The sequence below is a fragment of the Nostoc sp. genome (genome assembly GCF_036919675.1).
Taxonomy (GTDB): domain Bacteria; phylum Cyanobacteriota; class Cyanobacteriia; order Cyanobacteriales; family Nostocaceae; genus Nostoc.
The window spans coordinates 1-19,621 of sequence record NZ_JBALCP010000118.1 but is presented as its reverse complement, the minus strand read 5'-3'; the positions used below and the strand labels follow the sequence as shown (position 1 = coordinate 19,621).

At 42.0% G+C, this 19,621-nt stretch carries 19 protein-coding genes and 1 pseudogene; 14 read left to right on the top strand and 6 right to left on the bottom strand.

All coding sequences use genetic code 11. The features are described 5' to 3' along the window. The first annotated feature begins 51 nt into the window (after window positions 1-51). The 3 genes from V7K49_RS26415 to V7K49_RS26405 all read left to right on the top strand — a co-directional run bounded on the left by V7K49_RS26415 (window position 52) and on the right by V7K49_RS26405 (window position 2,048). The gene (locus V7K49_RS26415) at window positions 52-786 is read left to right on the top strand and encodes a 15,16-dihydrobiliverdin:ferredoxin oxidoreductase (protein ID WP_334871459.1); all 735 of its coding nucleotides are present in this window, start codon (window positions 52-54) and stop codon (window positions 784-786) included. Window positions 787-856: 70 nt separating this feature from the next. Continuing rightward, window positions 857-1,603: a phycoerythrobilin:ferredoxin oxidoreductase gene (locus tag V7K49_RS26410; protein WP_335070762.1), complete on the top strand. Its 747-nt coding sequence runs from the start codon at window positions 857-859 to the stop codon at window positions 1,601-1,603. A 67-nt stretch (window positions 1,604-1,670) separates the two neighbouring features. Further along, the gene (locus V7K49_RS26405; protein WP_334871446.1) at window positions 1,671-2,048 is read left to right on the top strand and encodes a nuclear transport factor 2 family protein; all 378 of its coding nucleotides are present in this window, start codon (window positions 1,671-1,673) and stop codon (window positions 2,046-2,048) included. A gap of 48 nt (window positions 2,049-2,096) precedes the next feature. Here V7K49_RS26405 and V7K49_RS26400 read toward each other — a convergent pair whose 3' ends face one another. After that, the gene (locus V7K49_RS26400; RefSeq protein WP_335208256.1) at window positions 2,097-2,555 is read right to left on the bottom strand and encodes a hypothetical protein; all 459 of its coding nucleotides are present in this window, start codon (window positions 2,553-2,555) and stop codon (window positions 2,097-2,099) included. 71 nt (window positions 2,556-2,626) lie between these two features. Here V7K49_RS26400 and V7K49_RS26395 point away from each other — a divergent pair, with 71 nt between their 5' ends. Continuing rightward, window positions 2,627-2,818 carry a hypothetical protein gene (locus tag V7K49_RS26395; RefSeq protein ID WP_335208254.1) on the top strand — a complete coding sequence of 64 codons (192 nt, stop codon included), beginning with the start codon at window positions 2,627-2,629 and terminating at the stop codon, window positions 2,816-2,818. Here V7K49_RS26395 and V7K49_RS26390 read toward each other — a convergent pair. Then, window positions 2,811-3,710: an ATP adenylyltransferase family protein gene (locus V7K49_RS26390; protein ID WP_335208253.1), complete on the bottom strand. Its 900-nt coding sequence runs from the start codon at window positions 3,708-3,710 to the stop codon at window positions 2,811-2,813. The two genes, V7K49_RS26395 and V7K49_RS26390, sit on opposite strands and share 8 nt — an antisense overlap. A gap of 203 nt (window positions 3,711-3,913) precedes the next feature. Here V7K49_RS26390 and V7K49_RS26385 point away from each other — a divergent pair, with 203 nt between their 5' ends. The 5 genes from V7K49_RS26385 to V7K49_RS26365 all read left to right on the top strand — a co-directional run bounded on the left by V7K49_RS26385 (window position 3,914) and on the right by V7K49_RS26365 (window position 8,170). Continuing rightward, entirely contained in the window at window positions 3,914-5,182 is a 1,269-nt protein-coding gene (locus V7K49_RS26385; RefSeq protein ID WP_335070725.1) for an HhoA/HhoB/HtrA family serine endopeptidase, read from the top strand. A gap of 525 nt (window positions 5,183-5,707) precedes the next feature. Next, entirely contained in the window at window positions 5,708-5,902 is a 195-nt protein-coding gene (locus V7K49_RS26380) for a type II toxin-antitoxin system VapC family toxin (RefSeq protein ID WP_335208252.1), read from the top strand. Between the two features lie 109 nt (window positions 5,903-6,011). Further along, complete coding sequence (locus tag V7K49_RS26375; RefSeq protein ID WP_335208251.1) at window positions 6,012-6,194, top strand: hypothetical protein; 183 nt, start codon at window positions 6,012-6,014, stop codon at window positions 6,192-6,194. Then, on the top strand, window positions 6,157-6,585 hold the full coding sequence (locus tag V7K49_RS26370; protein ID WP_335208250.1) for a hypothetical protein: 429 nt from the start codon (window positions 6,157-6,159) through the stop codon (window positions 6,583-6,585). Before V7K49_RS26375 ends, V7K49_RS26370 begins: the two co-directional genes overlap by 38 nt. A gap of 331 nt (window positions 6,586-6,916) precedes the next feature. Continuing rightward, window positions 6,917-8,170, top strand: a complete 1,254-nt coding sequence (locus V7K49_RS26365) for an STAS-like domain-containing protein (RefSeq protein ID WP_335208248.1) — start codon at window positions 6,917-6,919, stop codon at window positions 8,168-8,170. Between the two features lie 51 nt (window positions 8,171-8,221). On the opposite strand, the gene V7K49_RS26360 is transcribed toward V7K49_RS26365, so the two are convergent. The 3 genes and pseudogenes from V7K49_RS26360 to V7K49_RS26350 form a co-directional block, all read right to left on the bottom strand. After that, window positions 8,222-8,797 carry a Uma2 family endonuclease gene (locus V7K49_RS26360; RefSeq protein ID WP_335208247.1) on the bottom strand — a complete coding sequence of 192 codons (576 nt, stop codon included), beginning with the start codon at window positions 8,795-8,797 and terminating at the stop codon, window positions 8,222-8,224. 52 nt (window positions 8,798-8,849) lie between these two features. Beyond that, window positions 8,850-12,836, bottom strand: coding sequence for a magnesium chelatase subunit H (locus tag V7K49_RS26355; RefSeq protein WP_335208246.1), 3,987 nt, complete (start codon window positions 12,834-12,836; stop codon window positions 8,850-8,852). Window positions 12,837-13,498: 662 nt separating this feature from the next. Next, window positions 13,499-13,708, bottom strand: a pseudogene (locus V7K49_RS26350) (Rpn family recombination-promoting nuclease/putative transposase); the annotation flags it as partial. Window positions 13,709-13,810: 102 nt separating this feature from the next. Between V7K49_RS26350 and V7K49_RS26345 the strand changes: the two are divergent. The 3 genes from V7K49_RS26345 (at window position 13,811) to V7K49_RS26335 (ending at window position 16,446) form a co-directional block, all read left to right on the top strand. Next, window positions 13,811-15,100 carry a lipid-A-disaccharide synthase gene (locus V7K49_RS26345; protein WP_335208244.1) on the top strand — a complete coding sequence of 430 codons (1,290 nt, stop codon included), beginning with the start codon at window positions 13,811-13,813 and terminating at the stop codon, window positions 15,098-15,100. A gap of 231 nt (window positions 15,101-15,331) precedes the next feature. Then, window positions 15,332-15,508, top strand: coding sequence for a hypothetical protein (locus V7K49_RS26340; RefSeq protein WP_335208243.1), 177 nt, complete (start codon window positions 15,332-15,334; stop codon window positions 15,506-15,508). A 65-nt stretch (window positions 15,509-15,573) separates the two neighbouring features. Beyond that, window positions 15,574-16,446: an FkbM family methyltransferase gene (locus V7K49_RS26335; RefSeq protein ID WP_334871433.1), complete on the top strand. Its 873-nt coding sequence runs from the start codon at window positions 15,574-15,576 to the stop codon at window positions 16,444-16,446. A 148-nt stretch (window positions 16,447-16,594) separates the two neighbouring features. On the opposite strand, the gene V7K49_RS26330 is transcribed toward V7K49_RS26335, so the two are convergent. Beyond that, entirely contained in the window at window positions 16,595-16,981 is a 387-nt protein-coding gene (locus tag V7K49_RS26330) for a hypothetical protein (RefSeq protein WP_335173818.1), read from the bottom strand. 547 nt (window positions 16,982-17,528) lie between these two features. Between V7K49_RS26330 and V7K49_RS26325 the strand changes: the two genes are divergently transcribed. After that, window positions 17,529-19,244, top strand: coding sequence for a Mu transposase C-terminal domain-containing protein (locus tag V7K49_RS26325; protein ID WP_335208241.1), 1,716 nt, complete (start codon window positions 17,529-17,531; stop codon window positions 19,242-19,244). 2 nt (window positions 19,245-19,246) lie between these two features. Further along, window positions 19,247-19,567 (top strand): hypothetical protein, encoded by a 321-nt coding sequence (locus tag V7K49_RS26320; protein WP_335208240.1) that lies wholly within the window; start codon window positions 19,247-19,249, stop codon window positions 19,565-19,567. Window positions 19,568-19,621 lie beyond the last annotated feature (54 nt).

Sequence of the window (19,621 nt, the reverse complement as noted above, 5' to 3'; positions counted from 1 at the left end):
TGCATGATTGCCATCCCTTATTTTCATTCAAGGGTTAACAAATCATGCTCTATGTATAAGCCTTTCCTGGAATTTTTAGAAAAAGAGCTATTTCAGCAGTTTGATTTACAAAGTAGGGTTATTCCCCCTGGTTTGGAATTCAAAGTTAGCGATCGCGGCAGAAACCCAGCAACTATCCGCAGTTGGTGTCACCAATGTCAAGAGTTGCGGAAGATTCGCTATACATACATTGATGCCGGGGAAAGCGCCCAAATTTTTAACAGCGTAATTTATCCCAATCATCACTACGATCTACCTCTATTAGGGATTGATTTTTTATCTTTTGGTAAAGTTAAAAACTTGATTGTGCTTGATTTTCAGCCTTTATTTCAGGATGAAGATTATCAAAAAAAATATATAGTTCCCCTAAAATCTCTCCATGATAAATACCCGGATTTGGCGCAAAATTTAGAAATGAAGTTTTACGATGCCAACCAGTATTTTTCTAAATATCTATTGTTTGCCAAAACAGATCCCCAAACTGTGGCAACGCGAGTATTTGAAGCTTTTCAGGATTATTTAAACTTGTATTGGCAAATGCTAGCAGATGCCCAACCGCTCCAAGACCCTGAAGATATCCAGCGGATTGTCAAAGCCCAAAAAGATTATGACCAATATAGTGCAGACCGCGATCCAGCATCTGGTTTGTTTAGCAGTTACTTTGGTCATGAATGGGCAGAGCGCTTTCTGCATGAATTCTTATTTGAAGATGCTGTTCCCCTAGCAGTCAGTGGCAGTAAAAGATGACCGAATGAAAATCGGCATTGGGGATTATTAATTTTGAATGCATGAATTTTGAATTCGGAGCGAAGCGACCTTGACACTCTATCAACCATTTCTCGATTATGCGATCGCCTACATGCGATCGCGCTTGGATTTACAACCCTATCCTATCCCCACTGGGTTTGAGTTTAAGAGTGCTGTTGTGGGCAAGGGAAAAAATCAGGAAGAGGTTGTCACCACCAGTTACGGTTTTCAAACCGCAAAATTGCGGCAAATTCGTGCAGCTCATGTACAGGGTGGCAATTCGTTGCAAGTGCTGAATTTTGTGATTTTCCCGCGACTCAACTACGATTTACCCTTTTTTGGGGCGGATCTGGTGACATTGCCAGGAGGACATTTAATTGCTTTGGATATGCAGCCCCTATTTCGTGATGATCCAGCATATCAGGCAAAATATACCGAGCCAATTCTGCCCATTTTCCACGCCCATCAACAGCATCTATCTTGGGGAGGAGATTTTCCAGAAGAAGCACGGCCCTTTTTCTCTCCCGCTTTCCTGTGGACTCGTCCCCAAGAAACGGCTGTAGTAGAAACTCAGGTGTTTGCCGCTTTCAAAGACTATTTAAAAGCTTATCTGGATTTCGTAGAGCAGGCAGAAGCTGTAACAGATTCCCAAAATTTAGAAGCCATTGAGCAAGCCCAACTGCGATACCTGCGATATCGGGCTGAAAAAGACCCAGCACGAGGGATGTTTAAACGCTTCTATGGTGCCGAATGGACTGAAGAATATATCCACGGCTTTTTATTTGACCTAGAGAGAAAATTAACAGCCATCAATTAGAGGTTCTTATGCAGGAAGTCAGGAGATTTTCCTTTAGAGTGGTTTTACTGTGATGGTGTGCAAAGCTATGTGTCAATCACTTACACAAGAACTGGAAAAGCTTGAAGTCGAACTGCGAGAGGCAATGCTCCGTAATGATATCACTGCTTTGGATCGCCTCTTGGCAGATGAGGTTATTTTCACAGATCCTCAGGGTAGCGTCATAGACAAGGTAGAGGATTTGTCTCTTCACCAATCAGGTAACTTGGTAGTTACAAGCTATGAAACAGATGAATTAATTGTTCGAGTCTTTGGCTCAACTGCAATCACAAATTTGAAGGTGAGATTGACCGGACTTTTTAAGGGGGAATCCTTCAGTGGTGTTTACCGTTATACACGTACATATTTGAAGCAAAATGAGCAATGGCAAATTATAGCAGCTCAAGCAACGGCGATCGCTGCATAGTTTACCTGTTTTTGAAATTTCCCTTGGAGTCTGCTTGAATGCAGACATCTATCTTCCCGATGCTGATTTATCTCTTTTATGCAACATCGACAAATGTGATTCTATAAAATCTGCACCTAATGAGTAACATTCACTGCGAATCTTCTCTGGGAGTGTCAAACTTTCTATATTGTGTGTAGAAGTAAATCCTTCTTTGAAATCAATACAACTTTTGACGATCTGCCATGAATCTGTAATAGCAGTGGGTAAGTATTCGTTGAATCTCTTCCAATCTTTATATATTTTAGTTAGCTGATCCTGAGAAGCTAAAAACCTCGCTTTTTGTTTGGCATGATTCTGACGTAATTCACAAATATTATGAGCGGCTTCTAATGCTTTTTCTCCATCCCAGTCTGCAACATTTTTCAAATCTATAAGACATTCACTCAGCTTCAGTCGATTGGGATGGGTATCACCGTCTAAGTTGGGAATTGCAGCGCTAGCTGGAATTCTTGTTAAAACAAACATTATAATTATTAAAATTACAAATTTTAATATTCTCCTCTTAAATAAATTTCTCAACATCTAATATACCTATAATGAACGTATCAGTTAATATCTTAACAACCCATCCTGAAATATCTCTAAAGCAGTATTTAGAACAGCATCCTGATTATCTGTTAGCGCCACGTAAAGCCTACGGCATAGCTTCTCTACGAGACGCTACGCGAACGCTTAGAGCAACTCAGGAGCGTCACTTTTCAAGACAGACATCGTACCAACTTAATTAGATACAGCAACATTCTTGAGGATGGTCATCGGACCTTGGGCTTTGAGAATCTCCATTTCTGCTGGATTCCGCACTAGCAAAGCACCAGCAAATCCTAATGAATTTACAGAGATAGATTGGAAATGCTCCTGCGATCGCGGTACGATTAACATCCATTCTCGCGTCGCTAGCAGATTGTAAGCACCAGATTGCCTTACATCTAAACCCACAGCATGTAGCAAAGTGCGATAAACTTCCAGTGTTGCTTGGGGCCCTGCGAATGGCGATTGCACCCAATGGGGATCTAGGGGTGCGAAAGCGTGTACAAAAGGAAGTTTTGGTAAAGTTGCGTTTGAACTCTGAAATTGTGCTGCCCTGAACAGAGGTTCAATAGGTATCTGTGGCCCTGAAGGTGCAAGTGGTAGCGGCACTAATTGCAAGTGCTTGTGTCGCTGACTGGCACCTGCGGTTTTGCCACAGTTGTAAAATGCTAAACCATCGAAATCAGCCAAACACGCCCACATAGCCGTAAAATCTTCCGGGGTGAGTAAGCTTTCCTGTTCCTCGAAAGCACGGGTGATAATTAGCAAATGATAATCAACAACATTGAATTTATTTAAAATACATACATGGGTATCGGAGATATCCGCTACAAATAAATCCTCTTCGTAGGGCAAGAAAGGATTAAACTCTTGACCAGAGGTGGCAGATTGTTTTTCCTGTTTCTCCTTGGCGGCTTTTTTGCGATTCAAGTTAGACAAAATCCGCACTAAAAAGCGCACGTTATGCTGTTCAACAAATTCAAATTCCGTCGGTATCGACAGCAACGCCCCACATTGTAAAGCATGTTCAGTCTGTTCTTTGACACTTGTCCATAAAGTGCCAGGCTTAAGTAAGATTTTACCCTGTGCCATTTTATTCCTTCAGACATGGAGGGAACACGCAATCGGGACGCACAGATGTGCGCCCTTATGAATGACTATATTCCAATACAGTTCAGTTAAGATGCGATAAGTAAAATACCAAAGCTTTCACAACAATGCAATACCCCCGCAACAAAACTGTCACAAATCATATCTACATTAGTAATACATACTAAATATCCTTCCAGACAGCAATGCAAAACGAATCTCGCGACAGAGAACACCCATCAAATAGCATTTTACATAACACTGCTGATGCCAAATACCATAATCGGGCACCCTGGAAAAAGGCTGCTGCCTCTCTATCGTTGGTGCTGCTGGGATCAGGTATGACATTGGCAGGTGGCTATATGGCTGGACATCCTCAGCAGGTGTCTGAAAGTGCATCTAATTTGGCAGTGAGTCGAGTAAATGCCGCTCCTCCATTACCAGCCGCCACAGATCCTAACTTTGTTATAGAGGTGGTAAAAAAGGTCGGGCCAGCTGTGGTGCGAATTGACTCTTCCCGAACCGTAAAAACCCAGGTACCAGATGAATTTAACGATCCATTTTTCCAACGCTTCTTTGGCTCTCAACTACCAAATCAACAACAGGATCGCGTAGAACGGGGTACTGGTTCAGGTTTTATTATTAGTGCTGATGGTCGTATTCTCACCAACGCCCACGTAGTCGATGGTGCTGATACAGTAACAGTAACACTCAAGGATGGACGTAGCTTTAAAGGTAAGGTGTTAGGAAAAGACGAGTTGACCGATGTTGCTGTTGTCAAAATTCAGGCAGACAATCTACCGTTAGTAGCATTGGGTAACTCAGATCAACTGCAACCTGGAGAATGGGCGATCGCGATCGGCAACCCCCTTGGACTAGACAATACAGTAACTACCGGAATCATCAGTGCTACCGGACGCAGTAGCAATCTAATCGGTGCTCCCGATAAGCGAGTAGAGTATATTCAAACCGACGCAGCGATTAATCCCGGTAACTCCGGTGGGCCCCTCCTAAATTCCCGTGGCCAGGTGATTGCGATGAATACAGCCATTATCCAGGGGGCACAAGGATTAGGTTTTGCTATTCCCATCAACACAGCACAACACGTTTCCAGTCAACTAATAGCTACAGGCAAAGTAGAACATCCTTACTTGGGAATTCAGATGGTAGGGTTAACGCCTCAGCTAAAACAAAATATCAACTCAGATCCCAATAGCGGTTTGAGTATAAGTGAAGATAAAGGTGTATTAGTTGTAAAAGTTATGCCAAATTCGCCAGCTGCTAAAGCAGGAATACGTGCTGGTGATGTGATCCAAAAGCTTGGTGGGCAATTAGTCACAGATGCCAGCAGTGTCCAAAAGGCAGTAGAAAATAGCAAAGTCGGGGGCGATTTACGGATGGAATTACGTCGCAATGGGCAGAATCTTAACGTAGCTGTACAACCTGGCGCTTTCCCGACACAACAAGTACAATAATCGCTTTTGTAAAGGGTTTTGAGCGATTTTTGAGTAGTAAATGAGTAGTCTTAAAAATTTGGGGCTTCTGACTTGGTAATATCTGGGTGACAGTAGTACATAAGCACTGTCTGAACAGTATCTCCCAGTCAGTAAGCCACTTTCTCAGGTAAGGCATCATAAGCGATCGCCAAAGTAGCAAATGCGATCACCAAAGTAGCAAATGTAGTCGCCGAAATAGCAAATGCGATCACCCAAATAGTAAATGCGATCGCCGAAATAGCAAATGTAGTCGCCTAAGTAGCAAATGCGATCGCCTAAGTAGCAAATGCTGTCACCGAAGTAGCAAATGTAGTCGCCGAAATAGCAAATGCGATCGCCTGTTGTGAAAAAGTAAGCGAGCGCCTTTCAGAAAACCTCAAAAATAATGCGATCGCTGTTGCAAAAGAGTGAGCGATGTCTACGACGGGCTACGCCTACGCCTTGCAGAAACCCTCAAAAACAAAGCGTAGACGCGTAGCGGCTTGTCGTTAGACATCGCTTATTGTGAAGGGACAGGGAAACACAGCATTAGCTCAACAATATCGTGAAATTCTATTTAATTCCCAAGGTTTGACTACTATCGAACTTTTTCCCGACATTGCTAAAAATGCAGCACAATTAAGGGCAGATTATAACTTAAGAACCCCAGATGCTATTCAGATGGCTACTGCTATTCGTGGAAGTGCATCATTTTTATGAATAAACTATGATCAAGAAGCAGACTTGATTTATTAGAGTGCTTTGCATGGTTTCAGCAGAATTAATTTCCACTTTGTGAGAACTTAGTCGAGCAGATAAGTTTTATATTATGCAGGTTTTAATCTCAGAGTTAGCCCAACAGGAAACCAATCTGATTAAGCCCGATCAATCTTATCCTGTGTGGTCGCCTTATGATGCAGTTGAAGCAGCAGATACTATGCTAAAAGTGCTACAAGCTGCTAAAACTCCAGACCATGCGTACCGCACAACGGTATTCCTTTATCCCGATTGATGTTGCATTGGGCGAAGCTAGTTTCCGCCCCTATCTACCCCTTACTTTGATTTACCAGCAAAGTTCTGTGATAACATCCGGTCTGTTGGATACTGGAGCAAGCGTGAATGTGCTTCCTTATCCAGTAGGAGTTGAGCTTGGTTACGCGTGGGAGCAGCAGACAACTGCATTGAGTTTGACAGGTAATTTAGCTCAATACGAGGCGCGTGTCGTGCTTCTTCAAGCAGTAGTTGGGCAATTTGAACCTGTACAACTTGTATTTGCATGGACACAGGCTACAAACGTACCTCTGATTTTGGGGCAAGTGAACTTCTTTATGGAGTTTGATGTTTGTTTTTACCGTTCCCATTTACAGTTTGAGATCAGCCCTAAATCGGTAACGTCAGAGTAGATTTATTGCAGTCGTCTAACACATCAACGTAGCGGACGCAAGCCTTTGATGAGGGTCATTATAAAGAGCGATCGCCTGTTGTGGAAGAGTGAGTGCGACGTCGAATAGCCCGTCGTAGACATCGCCTGTTGTGGAAGGGTGAGTGCGATCACTTTATTTAGGCATCCAATTTTTAATTTGCTAAATACAAATATTTGTCTTTGCTCGTTGCTGGCTTTTTTTATGATGACACTAACAGAAAGGATCGCTTTGAAAAATACAATATTTTAAGTATATTTACTGCTTAGAATTGTAAATTAATAGCTATAATTGCTTTGATTATCTAAAAAATATGAATCAAAATAAATTAGAGAGGCGAGATCAAGAGCGATCTGTTTGGAGCGAGGATGATTATATTTTTATACAAAACCTCAGTCACCCAAGACATGTAAGCGAATTCCTCAGAGCTTTATACAATGTCTGTAAAAGTGGTTATAAAGATATTGCGATTGTTCTTAAAGAAGTCAAAGCCGTTTTTCCTAATGCTTGTGTTCCTATAGCCGCTATCATTCAGTATTACAGAAAGCTTGATTTTAATATAGAAGTGTATGATCAACCTCGTATACTTGAAATTGCTCATTTTAACCAACCATTACTTGCAACTACTAATGCATTAACAAAAGAGATAGATCCTTTATCAAAAGTATGGCACTTTCAAGACGAGGTGATGGTATTTCAACTAGTATCAGCACTGGTTACAGCTATTACCCGCAGGATAGAATGTAGCTCTGGAGTTGTGGAAGCCTTTGAGTGGTGTTTGACTGAAGTAATAGACAATATTTTGCAGCATTCTAAAGCCTCCGAAGGATTCGCTATGGTTCAAGTCCATGCTGATTCTAAGCGATTAGCTGTGTGTATTGCTGATACTGGTATTGGAATCTATAACTCTCTTGCTCAATCTGTTCATAAACCCCGATCAGCTGTTGATGCTATAACTTTAGCTGTGAAAGAAGGTGTAACTAGAGACCCTCAAATAGGTCAGGGTAATTGTCTGTGGGGTTTATTAGAAATTGTTAAAAATAATAGCGGTCTTCTTACTATTACTTCGGGTTCTGCTTCTTTATTTATACGTGATAATGAATCCAAACCATTTTCTGAGCTTCCATACTTAAACAAATCTCATCAAGGGACGATTGTAGATTTTCAAATTGATGCTAGTCAAGGTATTGATATAGCCAGCGCTCTCAGCGGTCATAAACCTGTAAATTTAAGGCTTGAAAATTTAGAAACCAATACAGGTGAACACTGTATAATAATTAAAGATCATACTCATGGCACTGGTACTAGGCTTGCTGCTATACAGATACGGAACGTTGTGCTTAATGTGATTAATGAAGGTGGCTCAAAAGTTATACTTGACTTCTCAGGAATTGCAGTTATTTCTTCTAGCTTTGCTGACGAATTCATTGGTAAACTTGTTGTCAAGTATGGTTTTTTTAATTTTCAAAATATAATTACTCTACAAGAGATGAACCCAGTAATTCAAGGAATTTTACACAGGTCTGTTGCTCAGAGAATGATGAATAGTCTTCAAGATGGTTCCTAAAATAACTATTAAATTCATCAGCACTACTTATTTTCCTAAAATTGGCTACTGTTACCAAACTAGTTCTAGATTTAAAATAAATCCGGATAGCACATCTTGCCCTGACAAAGTAAGAGGTGATTCTAACATTTCAACCTCTTTGCCTCGCTGATAAATCTCCACTTGCCGAGATTTACGATTAATTAACCAGCCCAAATGCACACCATTATCTAAATATTCCCTCATCTTTTGCTGAGCAACTTTCAAACTATCACTTGGCGAAAGCAACTCAATTACAAAATCAGGAGAAATGGGGGGAAACTTTTGTTTTTCTTCCTCAGTTAAAGCATCCCATCTTTCCAGCTTTATCCAAGAAGCATCAGGTGAACGATCTGCACCATTAGGTAATTTAAAACAAGTGGAAGAATCAAAAGCGATGCCAGTACCATCAGTATCTGACCAATTAAATAATTGTTGATTTAGTCTACCATTACGATTTCCGGTTTCTCCCCCGGTTGGTGGCATGATAATTAATTCTCCGGTTGCAGTGCGTTCAAACCTCAAGTCACGGTTTGCCTGACATAGATTAAAAAACTGCTCATCTGTCAGTTCCAATACTGATTGAAGGTTGACCGTTAAAGCATTCATAGTCATATCTCGGATTGAAAGTTAAGGCAGGCTTTATGCCTGCCCATTAATCCTAGTCTATCCCTTCAATCCGGTCTTCAACTTCTTGGTACAACTCGCGCAGACGATCTAAATTCTCCTCGCTAGTCTCCCAATAACCGCGTCCATTCACTTCCAACAAAGTTGATACAATCTTGCGGAAAGAATGGGGGTTGAGGTTCAGCAACCGCTTCTGCATTTCTTCATCTTTGATGAAGGTTTCGTTAGTATCCTCATAAATCCAGTTATCCACAGCGCCGGCTGTCGCACTCCAACCTGTTGTATTCACCAACCGCTTGGAGAGTTCGCGCACACCTTCGTAACCGTGAGATAGCATCCCCTCATACCACTTGGGATTTAATAATTTGGTACGCGCATCTAAGCGCACGGTTTCTGATAATGTCCGCACTTGAGCGTTAGCTGTGGTTGTATCTGCAATATAAGATGGTGGTTTTTTACCATCACCCCGCAGACTTGCCACAAGCTTAGTGGGATCAGAGTCGAAGTAGTGAGAAACGTCAGTCAAACTAATCTCGGAAGAATCCAGATTTTGGAAAGTTGCATCAGCAGTTTTCAATGTACTTTCAAAAATCTGTCGGGATTCGTCCATTATTCCGGGGTTATCGGAATTGAACGAGAAGGATTTCCGGTTGAGATACATGTCCTGCAACTCTGCTTCGCTATCCCAAGTGCTGTTTTCTACTGCCAAGTTGATATTTGACGAGTAGGAACCAGAAGCGTTGGAAAAGACGCGAGTTGCTGCTTGACGCAGATTGATCCCCATATCCTCAGCTTGTTGCAAAGCGTGTTTGCGAACAAAATTCATTTCTAAGGGTTCATCTGCCTCAGCCGCCATTTTCACCCCTTGATCTAGGAGGTTCATTTGGTTGATGAACAAGTCGCGGAATACACCAGAACAGTTAATCACCACATCAATTCTGGGGCGTCCCAACTCTTCTAGAGATATCAATTCCAATTTGTTCACCCGTCCTAAGGCATCAGGAACTGGACGCACGCCCACCATCCACATAATTTGCGCTAGGGATTCACCGTAAGTTTTGATGTTATCGGTTCCCCAGAGGACGCAGGCGATAGTTTCTGGCCATTTTTCATCATTTTCAGCCTTGTTACGTGCCAAAAGCCTGTCTACAACGATTTTGGCTGATTGTACTGCTGCTGTTGTTGGGATAGATTGCGGATCGAGTGCATGGATATTCTTACCCGTGGGTAATACATCCGGGTTGCGGATGGGATCACCACCAGGGCCAGGTAGGATGTACTCCCCTTCTAAGCCTCTGAGTAATGCTCCTAGTTCGTTGTCGGCACAAACTTGCTGGAGGCAGAATTCCAAATACTCAAATAGGGGTTTGAGTGTAGCTGTGTCAACTTTGGGATAACCTGCTTTATGCAATGCTTCTACCCAAGGCTCTTTTTTCCCCATGTTGAAGAAATTCAACCGGGAAACTAGAGAAACTCGCCCTTCAGCGTCGGTTTGCTCTTGGATAAGGGCGCTAACTGCTGCACGGGTTGCTAAGGTGATATCTTGCAGTAATTGGACATCTTCTAAAATGCCTCGGTCGTTATTTTGGTAAATATCGTCAATATTACGCCCAATGCTATTAGCGATAATTCCCGGTAAGCCTTGAAGTCCTTCTTCCTGACGATCTAGACTAGCGATATTGACCAGAGTTGCGATCGCTTCTTCTGCACTTGGCGGTTTCCCAATCACGTGCAACCCACAAGGCAATAACCGTGACTCGATTTCCATCAACCTGCGGTAGACGTTGCCAACAATATTATCCCGCTCATCGGCACTTATATCTTTGGAATCGGTTTCTGGCAGATTGATATCCTTATCCAGATTCACAATTCGGCATTTATCCATGATGCTGTTAACAATGGAAATACCGCGTCCACTATCTTTCAAGGTTTGATAGGAAGCAATTAATTCGCTGAGTTCCTTTAAACCTTTATACAAACCAGCATTTTCTGCCGGAGGTGTCAAGTAAGAAATTGTTTCGGCATAACTTCGACGTTTGGCAATTGTCGCTTCACTCGGATTATTGGCTGCGTAGTAATACAAGTTGGGAATTGAGCCAATCAAGTTATCTGGATAACAATCACCAGACATCCCCATCTGTTTACCTGGCATGAATTCCAAGGAACCGTGTGTACCAAAGTGCAGTACAGCATCAGCCTTCCAAACTTGCTCTAGGTAAGTGTAGTAGGCAGCAAAACCGTGGTGAGGACTAGCTGAACGGGAGAACAACAGCCGCATCGGATCGCCTTCGTAACCAAATGTGGGTTGGACACCGATGAAGACATTACCGAATTGCTTACCATAAATCAGCAGGTTTTGCCCATCACTATTAAGATGTCCCGGAGGTGGGCCCCAGTTCTCTTCTAGGCGGTGAGAATATGGGGTGAGTGCCTCATACTCAGGAACCGACATTTTGTAAGCAATGTTGAGTTCCGGGCTATTGTACTGTGCTTGAGCGTCATGGATGACTTCTTGCATCAACGCTTCGGCTGATTCTGGCAATTGGGGTAAGTCGTAGCCATTATTCTTGAGGGCTTTCATCACCTCATAGATTGAGCCGAATACATCCAAGTAAGCGGCGGTTCCGACGTTGCCTTTATCTGGCGGGAAACTAAAAACGGTGATCGCGACTTTCTTATCAAGTTTCGGCTTGCGGCGGAGGTTAGCCCATTTTAAGGCGCGTTCAGCTACCGCTTCAACTCGATCGCGCAGGGCGATCGCTTTCCCTGTAGTCCCATCCCTACCTGATAAAATTATCGGCTCAATTGCCCCATCTAATTCGGGAATCGCAATTTGCAAAGCTACTTGAATCGGATGCAAGCCTAAATCGCTATCCATCCACTCTTCTGTGGTTTGGAAGACTAAAGGTAATGCCACCATATAAGGACGGTTTAAGCGTTTGAGTGACTCAATTGCTTTGGGATGGTCTTGTCTGGCTGGGCCACCCACTAAAGCAAAACCAGTCAGAGATATCACTGCATCTACCAACTGGATGTTGGTATTTGGTTCATAGAAGTAGGCATCCACAGGCTTAGAGAAATCCAAACCACCAGCAAACACAGGTAATACCCGTGCGCCTAGTGCTTCCAATTCTTGCACCATTGCTACATAATGGGCATCATCCCCTGTAACTAGGTGAGTGCGTTGCAATACTAACCCGACACAAGGAGCTAAGGGATCTTTTAGATCGCTAGAAATATCCTTACGAGCTGTATACCAATTGAGGTACTCTCTGACATCTTCAAACATACTGGGAGCCAAAGGATGCCAAATCCCTAAATCGGGATAAACCACCGGTTGTTGATATGTAGAAGGTGCAAAACTTTGTTTCTCTAAACCTTTAAATACGTATTTATCAGCTAGCATCAGCAAGAAGTTTTCCAGATTTTCTGGAGAACCACCTAGCCAATACTGAAAACTGAGCATGAAATTTCGGGCATCCTGTGCCTTGTCCATTGGTAGGAACTTCAGCACTTGCGGCAGGGTTCGCAAAAGCTTCAGCATCCCATCTTGGAATCCCGCACCTGATTTTTCTTTGCGTTTCCGCATGAATTGGGCGATCGCACTTTTTGACTGACCCAACTGTGCCAAGGAAAAAGTGCCCATTTTATTTAGGCGCATTACTTCTGGCATGGAGGGAAAGACAACGGAAACGTCCAGGTGATCGCGGTGTGGTTCTACTGCTGCTACTACTTTCTGTGCTAAGTCTTCGATGAAAATGAGGGAAGCGATGAAGATATTCGCACTCTCAATTTCTCGTTTGAACTCCTGGTAGTTCTCTGGGTCGCGGAGTTCCTCAATCAAGTACCCGCTGATTTCAATCGCCAAGTTAGGATTGCTCGCGTTAATCGTGCGAACCGCTTGCGACAATGCACTCTGGTACTGGGACTCAAGCACGACATAGACCACCTTGATTAAATTACGTCCGCGTAAATTATCAGGCGCAATGTGTCTAATGGTGGACTTGACGTGGGTGAACATGCTTCTTCGGCTCCTTTGATGCGTGTTCTCTACTGGAAGTTCCTAGCGGCATCAGCAGCCACAGGTAACTTACTTATTGGCAATATGTGTTTTTTATCAGAAAACGCTTGCCCACTGGGCATTTTATCGTCTATCTGACACAAATCGATATAAAAAACGAAATATTTCTTTGTATTTGTTGACTCTGTATAAAAGTATTAGCTCACTCTTTTGTAAATTTCTTGTAATACTTTTTAGTTTTAATCGTTAAATAGTTATTTATAGATGTTATTTAAATTACAAAAAATACCTATACTGAATAAGTATTTTTAGTATGCATAGACAGGTTGTAATTAGACATCTCCAGAAAAGAATGTAGAGACGCGAAATTTCTCGTCTCTAAAAGGGTTTGGGTGAACGCATAATTAATTTTCGGAGATGTCTATTATGTGGTTGTGTGTAACTAATATGTCTATTGATAAGAATCAATTAGTTATTGGTATTAAAGTTTGCATTCCTACTTCGTAAAATCCAGATTCTTTAGAAGATGAATTATATAATTTAGATAATTATAAAAGCAATTAGTATTTAGCTTCTGCCTAAATCAGGCCATGCTTGATAAGCAAACAGGATAAAAATGAAGTATAAAATTTTTCGTCATGCACAGACATAGATGCAGCGAGGAAATATATCTCAATTTTGGATACAGTTTGGAATTCAAGATGGAGAACAACCTCATCCGACTGCAATAAAATTAGTGCATCGGCGCGGATGGGTTCGAGGGATAATTCAGATGGACTAAGTTCGGTAAGTGTAATTGGTTTACCAAGTAGCCATGTTGCAAAGTCGGCTGAAAATGACTCTGCGAGAAACTTGTAGACGTTATCGAACATAGCCTGCAATTATATCAGTAATATTGTGCCTCTAGAAATTAGGAACGAATTAGGTAATATTTCCCTCTTGACTAATGGTCCCTAACTCCTGACCATTAACTAATGACTCAAGTAGATATTCTCATCCTATCAAATGGCCCAGGTGAGGTAACAACCTGGGTGCGTCCAGTAGTGAAGGCGTTGCGGCAAGAACTAGGTGATGACCGTTCTGTGGTGAGGATTTCTGTGGTATTATCGCCTTGCTCAAATGCTAGTGGTAAAGAAGCTGCGATCGCTCTTTCTTACCCAGAAGTAGATAGAGTTCAGGGAGCAGAGCATTTTTGGCAATTTTTGCTTCGGGGCAAAACATTTGAAAATTGGGACTGGAGAAGTCGCGGTGTAGTTGTTTTCCTCGGTGGCGATCAAATTTTCCCCGTAGTCATAGGCAAAAAGCTCGGATATCGCACAGTGATTTACGCTGAATGGGAAGCCCGTTGGCATAACTGGATTGATCGCTTTGGCGTGATGAAACCCGAAGTTGCTGCTCGTGTCCCCCAGAAATATGCTCACAAATTCACCGTTGTTGGTGATTTGATGCTAGAAGCAGCAGGTGAAGCCGGGGAGAGCCTAGATTCAAATTCCCCTCTGCCTATCACTTCATCATTCAAAACTGAATTGATTGGTTTACTGCCTGGGTCAAAAGCGGCAAAATTAGCCCAAGGAGTGCCATTAACTTTAGGCATTGCCGAATACGTTCAGGCAAAAAGGCCCCAAACCAAGTTTGTGATTCCTGTAGCCCCCACTTTGGATTTACAAACGTTAGCTAGTTTTGCTGATCCCCAAAAGAACTCTATTGCTGAAACCTTTAGTTTTGGTGGTGCTGACTTAATTGTCCCAGAGGACGCTAGAGGCAAGGCATTTTTCAAAACAGCAACGGGCTTAACTGTGGAACTTTGGCAAGAAAACCCTGCCTATGACTTATTATCCCAATGCTGTATCTGCTTGACTACGGTAGGCGCAAACACTGCCGAACTCGGTGCTTTAGGAGTGCCGATGATTGTTTTGCTACCAACGCAGCAACTTGACGCCATGCGTTCTTGGGATGGTTTACCTGGGTTGTTGGCAAATCTGCCGGGGGTAGGTACCACCTTTGCGAAGGTGATTAATTGGCTATTCCTGAGACTCGTGAGAAATAAAGGTTTATTAGCGTGGCCAAATATCTGGGCACAGAAAGAGATAGTGCCTGAACTTATGGGTAAACTCGAACCGCAAGAAGTTGGGGAAATGGTACTAGACTTATTAGCCCATCCAGAAAAATTGGATGAGATGCGAAGCAAGCTACATAGCGTTCGTGGCGAAAACGGCGCAGCACAGAGCATAGCACAGATTGTTTGTGAAGAAATTGGCAAGTAGGGGTTTGGACACAACCAAAGGGTACAGAGGCACTAAGGTGTTCATAGGTGTGGTTTTTAATAGACCTGTTGCATAAATCCAATTATCCCCTGAAATTCAAAGTCACTGGCTCACATATTTAGCCTGCGTAGGCAGGCTAAATATGTGATTTAACTTGAAAAATCTGGTTCATCCAGTCACAAATTTAATTCATTAAATATTTGTGCGATAAGGACTATACTATAAAAATATTTGTCAGTAAGTGAATTTGAGCACATTAATAATGTGATCCAGGTCACTTACCGGGAAATAGGTACAATCATACCATCTTCTGGAATTGAGAATGCAGTAACAGGGGATGGGAAAATTGATACCCCCTCTGGGGATAAGAGGCGATCGGGCATGAGGTGTGTTACCAATGCCCTATAGCCTATGCCATAAGCCCCTTTCATGAAAAGTTTTTGAAGTATAGATAGGGAAGTATAAGACTTACTATGATATCAAGTTTACGAAGGAAATTTAATTATTTCACAAATCATAGGGGTTTTAAAGAGTCCCCTCTGAAAGTTACTTTCCGTTTAATATATTGGTGGATAGTTTGTCAGCTTTCTATTCCACAAACGATTTTAGTTAAAAAGTGGAATGTTCGCTTTTTTTTACCGCCTGCTTTTTATAGAACAGGGAATACTAGTCTCTTTGTTTTCCGTGATACTTATGAGCCGGAATTAGGTTATATTGAGCGCACCCTCTCATCAGGTGAAGTGTTCATAGATGCAGGAGCCAACTGTGGTATTTATACCTTGTTGGCTAGCAAATTAGTCGGAGATTCTGGACTAGTTCTTTCCTTTGAACCAGGAGTAGAATCTTTAAAAAGTATTGAGCATAATTTAGAAATCAACAGCGTGACTAACGTCAAGTTATTCAAATCGGCACTTTCTGAAGAAGAAGGTACAGCTAAGTTGTATCATATTGAAAATGCTCCTACGAGTTATTCTTTGGGATCAGATAAAAGTGAAGAGATAAGTTTTGAAGAGGTTCCGATCACTACTCTAGATCATGTGTTGGCTCATGAAGAGATTGAGCGAGTGGATTTTATCAAGATGGATGTAGAGGGAGCAGAGGAACTTGTCTTTCGGGGTGCAACTTCATTATTTAGTCGGATGAAACCGAAAGTTATATTTGAGATCAGCTCTCAGACAAGCGCAAGACTTAATTTGTCAGCGGATGGAGCCTTCAATTTTCTTAAGGAACTTGGTTACCAGTTTTTCAAAGTTAAAAATACAGGCGAACTGTTCAGCTTTGAATCTCCTGAAGGTCAGAGAGGAAATATTCTAGCAATTCATAAGGATGATTTAGTGACAGGTTAAGATAATTGCACATTTGTCAATAGGTAATCGGAAAAAAGGGATAAATTTAGCTGAGGTCAAGGTTTGCTGATGGCTTTGACCACCCTAAACCCTAGTTTATAGACGCGACAGCTTACTTCACCGGAGCTGTCGCTTTGTATTACTGTTGCTAATCCGAAGACTGTCCATCTCTTCGCCCTAGTTCATAAATACCACAACCAATACAGGCTAGTATGCCTGTGCTAATTGCCCAACTGCGACCTAAACTGATTTCCACACCCCAGTTGAATAAAGCGCCAATGACCAGAAAAGGCACAATGCTAAACAGTGAGGCGTAAAAAGCGTTTTGGGATTCTCTGGCTTTACGAGTCCTTTCAAATTCTGACTGGCTGGTGTAAAGCGATCGCTCCGCAAAGTTAAACCAGCGGTTGAGTTGCTCGATTACCCATTCACTGACTGGGTTGAAAGCTAGATATAGCGCCAATGACCACAAACTCGCTCCAGCGATCGCGATCGTATCTAATTCAAAACGGAAAGGCAAAATTTCAGTCAGCATGGCTTAGGGGAGTCCTGCAAAGGGTCAACTTTAGCTGTCAGTAGATGCTAAATAAACCTCTTGTGCAATTTTAAGCATAAACGTCAACAAGATTTCAACTACTTTTGGTACTACGAATGCTGTAAGAGTTGCTCATCTTCAAGCGTATGTACATCACGTACTTACATGATAAATTTATGCACTGTTGTCAATTTAGGTGTAATTTTTGCTACTTTGATACGTATAATTCAATCTATCAACACGGACAAATAATTAGTCAATCGACAAAATCTGTACATTAACTAATTATTTGTCAATTTAACAAAGTCTTGTCACAAATACCTCAAATACTTCAAAGCTGTCATGGAAAGGATTATGGCAGGTTTTTTGCTATTTACGTAAGTCACACTGCTTTAAGCCTGCATTCACAAATTAGATGTACAAATGCCAGATATTTAACAATTTAATTGTCAATCTCCAGAAAACTGGAAAAATCATGATTTTCATAAATTAACAAATTATTTGTCAATAAATAGTATAATACAACTATGTTTTGATAAAACATAATATGCAGAATACAGAATCTTCTACAACCTCTACAACTTGGGCAAGCTCCGCAGATGTTAATAACGATCTTGCTGAAGCAAACGTTATTGTTTCTAAACTTTCGGATGAAGCTTTACTGAAAATCGAGGTGATTCAAAGTCTTTTAGAAAATAGCGATCGCACTACATATACTCAAAAGCTCAAGGAAGCGGCAGAAAAGCTTGGTAAGTCAGTACGTACAGTACGACGGCTAGTAGAGAAATGGGAACAGGAGGGTTTGGCTGGACTGGCGCAAAATCAACGGTTGGACAAAGGGAAGCATCGAGTTGATGAAAACTGGCAAGAGTTTATTTTGAATACCTATAAGCAGGGTAATAAGGGAAGTAAAAGGATGACTCGCCAACAGGTATTTATCAAAGCTAAGGCTAGAGCTGATGAACTGGGAGTTAAGCCTCCTTCCCACATGACGGTTTACCGGATTTTGCAACCGTTAATTGAGAAGGAAGAAAAAGCTAAGAGTATTCGCAGTCCAGGTTGGCGTGGTTCGCGCTTATCAGTTAAAACCCGTGATGGAAAAGATTTACAGATAGAACATAGTAACCAAGTTTGGCAATGCGACCACACGCTTGTTGATGTTTTATTAGTAGACCAGCATGGCAAAATTCTTAGTCGTCCTTGGTTAACAACAGTTATTGATAGTTATTCGCGCTGCATCATGGGGATTAACTTAGGCTACGATGCACCAAGTTCTCAGGTTGTAGCTTTGGCGCTACGCCATGCAATTTTGTCCAAGCAATATGGTTCAGAATATGGACTTCACGAAGAATGGGGTACTTCTGGTTTGCCGCAACACTTTTATACGGATGGGGGTAAAGATTTTCGTTCTAACCATTTACAGCAAATAGGAGTGCAGTTAGGGTTTGTTTGTCATTTGCGCGATCGCCCATCTGAAGGTGGTAGTGTCGAACGTCCGTTTAAAACTCTAAACACAGAATTATTTTCAACTTTACAAGGATACACAGGTTCAAACGTTCAAGAGCGACCAGAGGAAGCGGAGAAAGAAGCTTGCTTAACGTTGCGGCAGTTAGAGCAAACTTTGGTGCGTTACATCGTTGATAACTATAACCAGCGACTTGACGCTCGAATAGGTGACCAGACAAGATTTCAACGTTGGGAATCTGGTTTAATTGCTTCCCCTGATTTACTTTCCGAGAGGGATTTGGATATTTGCCTAATGAAGCAAACACGGCGACAAATTCAACGCGGGGGATATCTGCAATTTGAAAACTTGATGTATCGAGGTGAACTCTTAGCGGGTTACGCGGGGGAAAGTGTTGTGTTGCGATATGACCCCAGAGATATCACAACGATTTTGGTTTATTGCACAGAAGGGGATAAAGAGGTATTTATTGCTCGTGCTTATGCTCAAGATTTGGAGACAGAAGAACTATCTCTAGATGAAGCAAAAGCTAGCAGCCGTAAAGTGCGGGAAGCGGGTAAGGCTGTGAGTAATCGGTCAATTTTGGCAGAAGTTAGGGAACGCGAAACATTCCAAACTCAAAAGAAAACCAAAAAAGAGCGCCAAAAAGTAGAACAGGCTGAGGCTAAAAAAGCTAAACAAATTATACCTGTTGAGCTAGAGGAAGTAGTAGAGGTGGTATCTATTGACAGCGAAACTGAGTCAGAGATGCCGGAAGTTTTTGATTACGAACAAATGCGTGAAGATTACGGGTGGTAAAAATGACTTTACAAGAATCTCAAGCGATCGCCAAACAACTTGGTGAGATTCCCGTTAATAGCGAGAAATTGCAAGGGGAAATTCAGCGATTAAATCGTAAAGGTTATGTTCCACTCGAACAAGTACAAATTCTTCATGACTGGCTAGAAGGGAAGCGCCAATCACGGCAGTCTGGCCGTGTGGTAGGTGAATCAAGAACAGGTAAAACTATGGGTTGTGATGCCTATAGGCTTAGGAATAAACCCAAACAAGAAGCAGGAAAGCCCCCAACTGTACCTGTAGCTTATAGAACCCATTTGGGATCTGGTGTACCGGGAGATTAAAAGTATTTTTTATTACTTATGTACTCAAGCAGTTTAACAGATGAAGAGTGGTCA

Coding starts and splice junctions, on each gene's coding strand:
- V7K49_RS26360 (WP_335208247.1), bottom strand. CDS start 8,797: ATGAATGCTTTAACGGTCAACCTTCAATCAGTATTGGAACTGACAGAT.
- V7K49_RS26330 (WP_335173818.1), bottom strand. CDS start 16,981: ATGCTGACTGAAATTTTGCCTTTCCGTTTTGAATTAGATACGATCGCG.
- V7K49_RS26335 (WP_334871433.1), top strand. CDS start 15,574: ATGATATCAAGTTTACGAAGGAAATTTAATTATTTCACAAATCATAGG.
- V7K49_RS26345 (WP_335208244.1), top strand. CDS start 13,811: ATGACTCAAGTAGATATTCTCATCCTATCAAATGGCCCAGGTGAGGTA.
- V7K49_RS26325 (WP_335208241.1), top strand. CDS start 17,529: ATGCAGAATACAGAATCTTCTACAACCTCTACAACTTGGGCAAGCTCC.
- V7K49_RS26375 (WP_335208251.1), top strand. CDS start 6,012: ATGCAGGTTTTAATCTCAGAGTTAGCCCAACAGGAAACCAATCTGATT.
- V7K49_RS26320 (WP_335208240.1), top strand. CDS start 19,247: ATGACTTTACAAGAATCTCAAGCGATCGCCAAACAACTTGGTGAGATT.
- V7K49_RS26370 (WP_335208250.1), top strand. CDS start 6,157: ATGCGTACCGCACAACGGTATTCCTTTATCCCGATTGATGTTGCATTG.
- V7K49_RS26395 (WP_335208254.1), top strand. CDS start 2,627: ATGAACGTATCAGTTAATATCTTAACAACCCATCCTGAAATATCTCTA.
- V7K49_RS26400 (WP_335208256.1), bottom strand. CDS start 2,555: ATGTTTGTTTTAACAAGAATTCCAGCTAGCGCTGCAATTCCCAACTTA.
- V7K49_RS26405 (WP_334871446.1), top strand. CDS start 1,671: ATGTGTCAATCACTTACACAAGAACTGGAAAAGCTTGAAGTCGAACTG.
- V7K49_RS26355 (WP_335208246.1), bottom strand. CDS start 12,836: ATGTTCACCCACGTCAAGTCCACCATTAGACACATTGCGCCTGATAAT.
- V7K49_RS26415 (WP_334871459.1), top strand. CDS start 52: ATGTATAAGCCTTTCCTGGAATTTTTAGAAAAAGAGCTATTTCAGCAG.
- V7K49_RS26385 (WP_335070725.1), top strand. CDS start 3,914: ATGCAAAACGAATCTCGCGACAGAGAACACCCATCAAATAGCATTTTA.
- V7K49_RS26365 (WP_335208248.1), top strand. CDS start 6,917: ATGAATCAAAATAAATTAGAGAGGCGAGATCAAGAGCGATCTGTTTGG.
- V7K49_RS26390 (WP_335208253.1), bottom strand. CDS start 3,710: ATGGCACAGGGTAAAATCTTACTTAAGCCTGGCACTTTATGGACAAGT.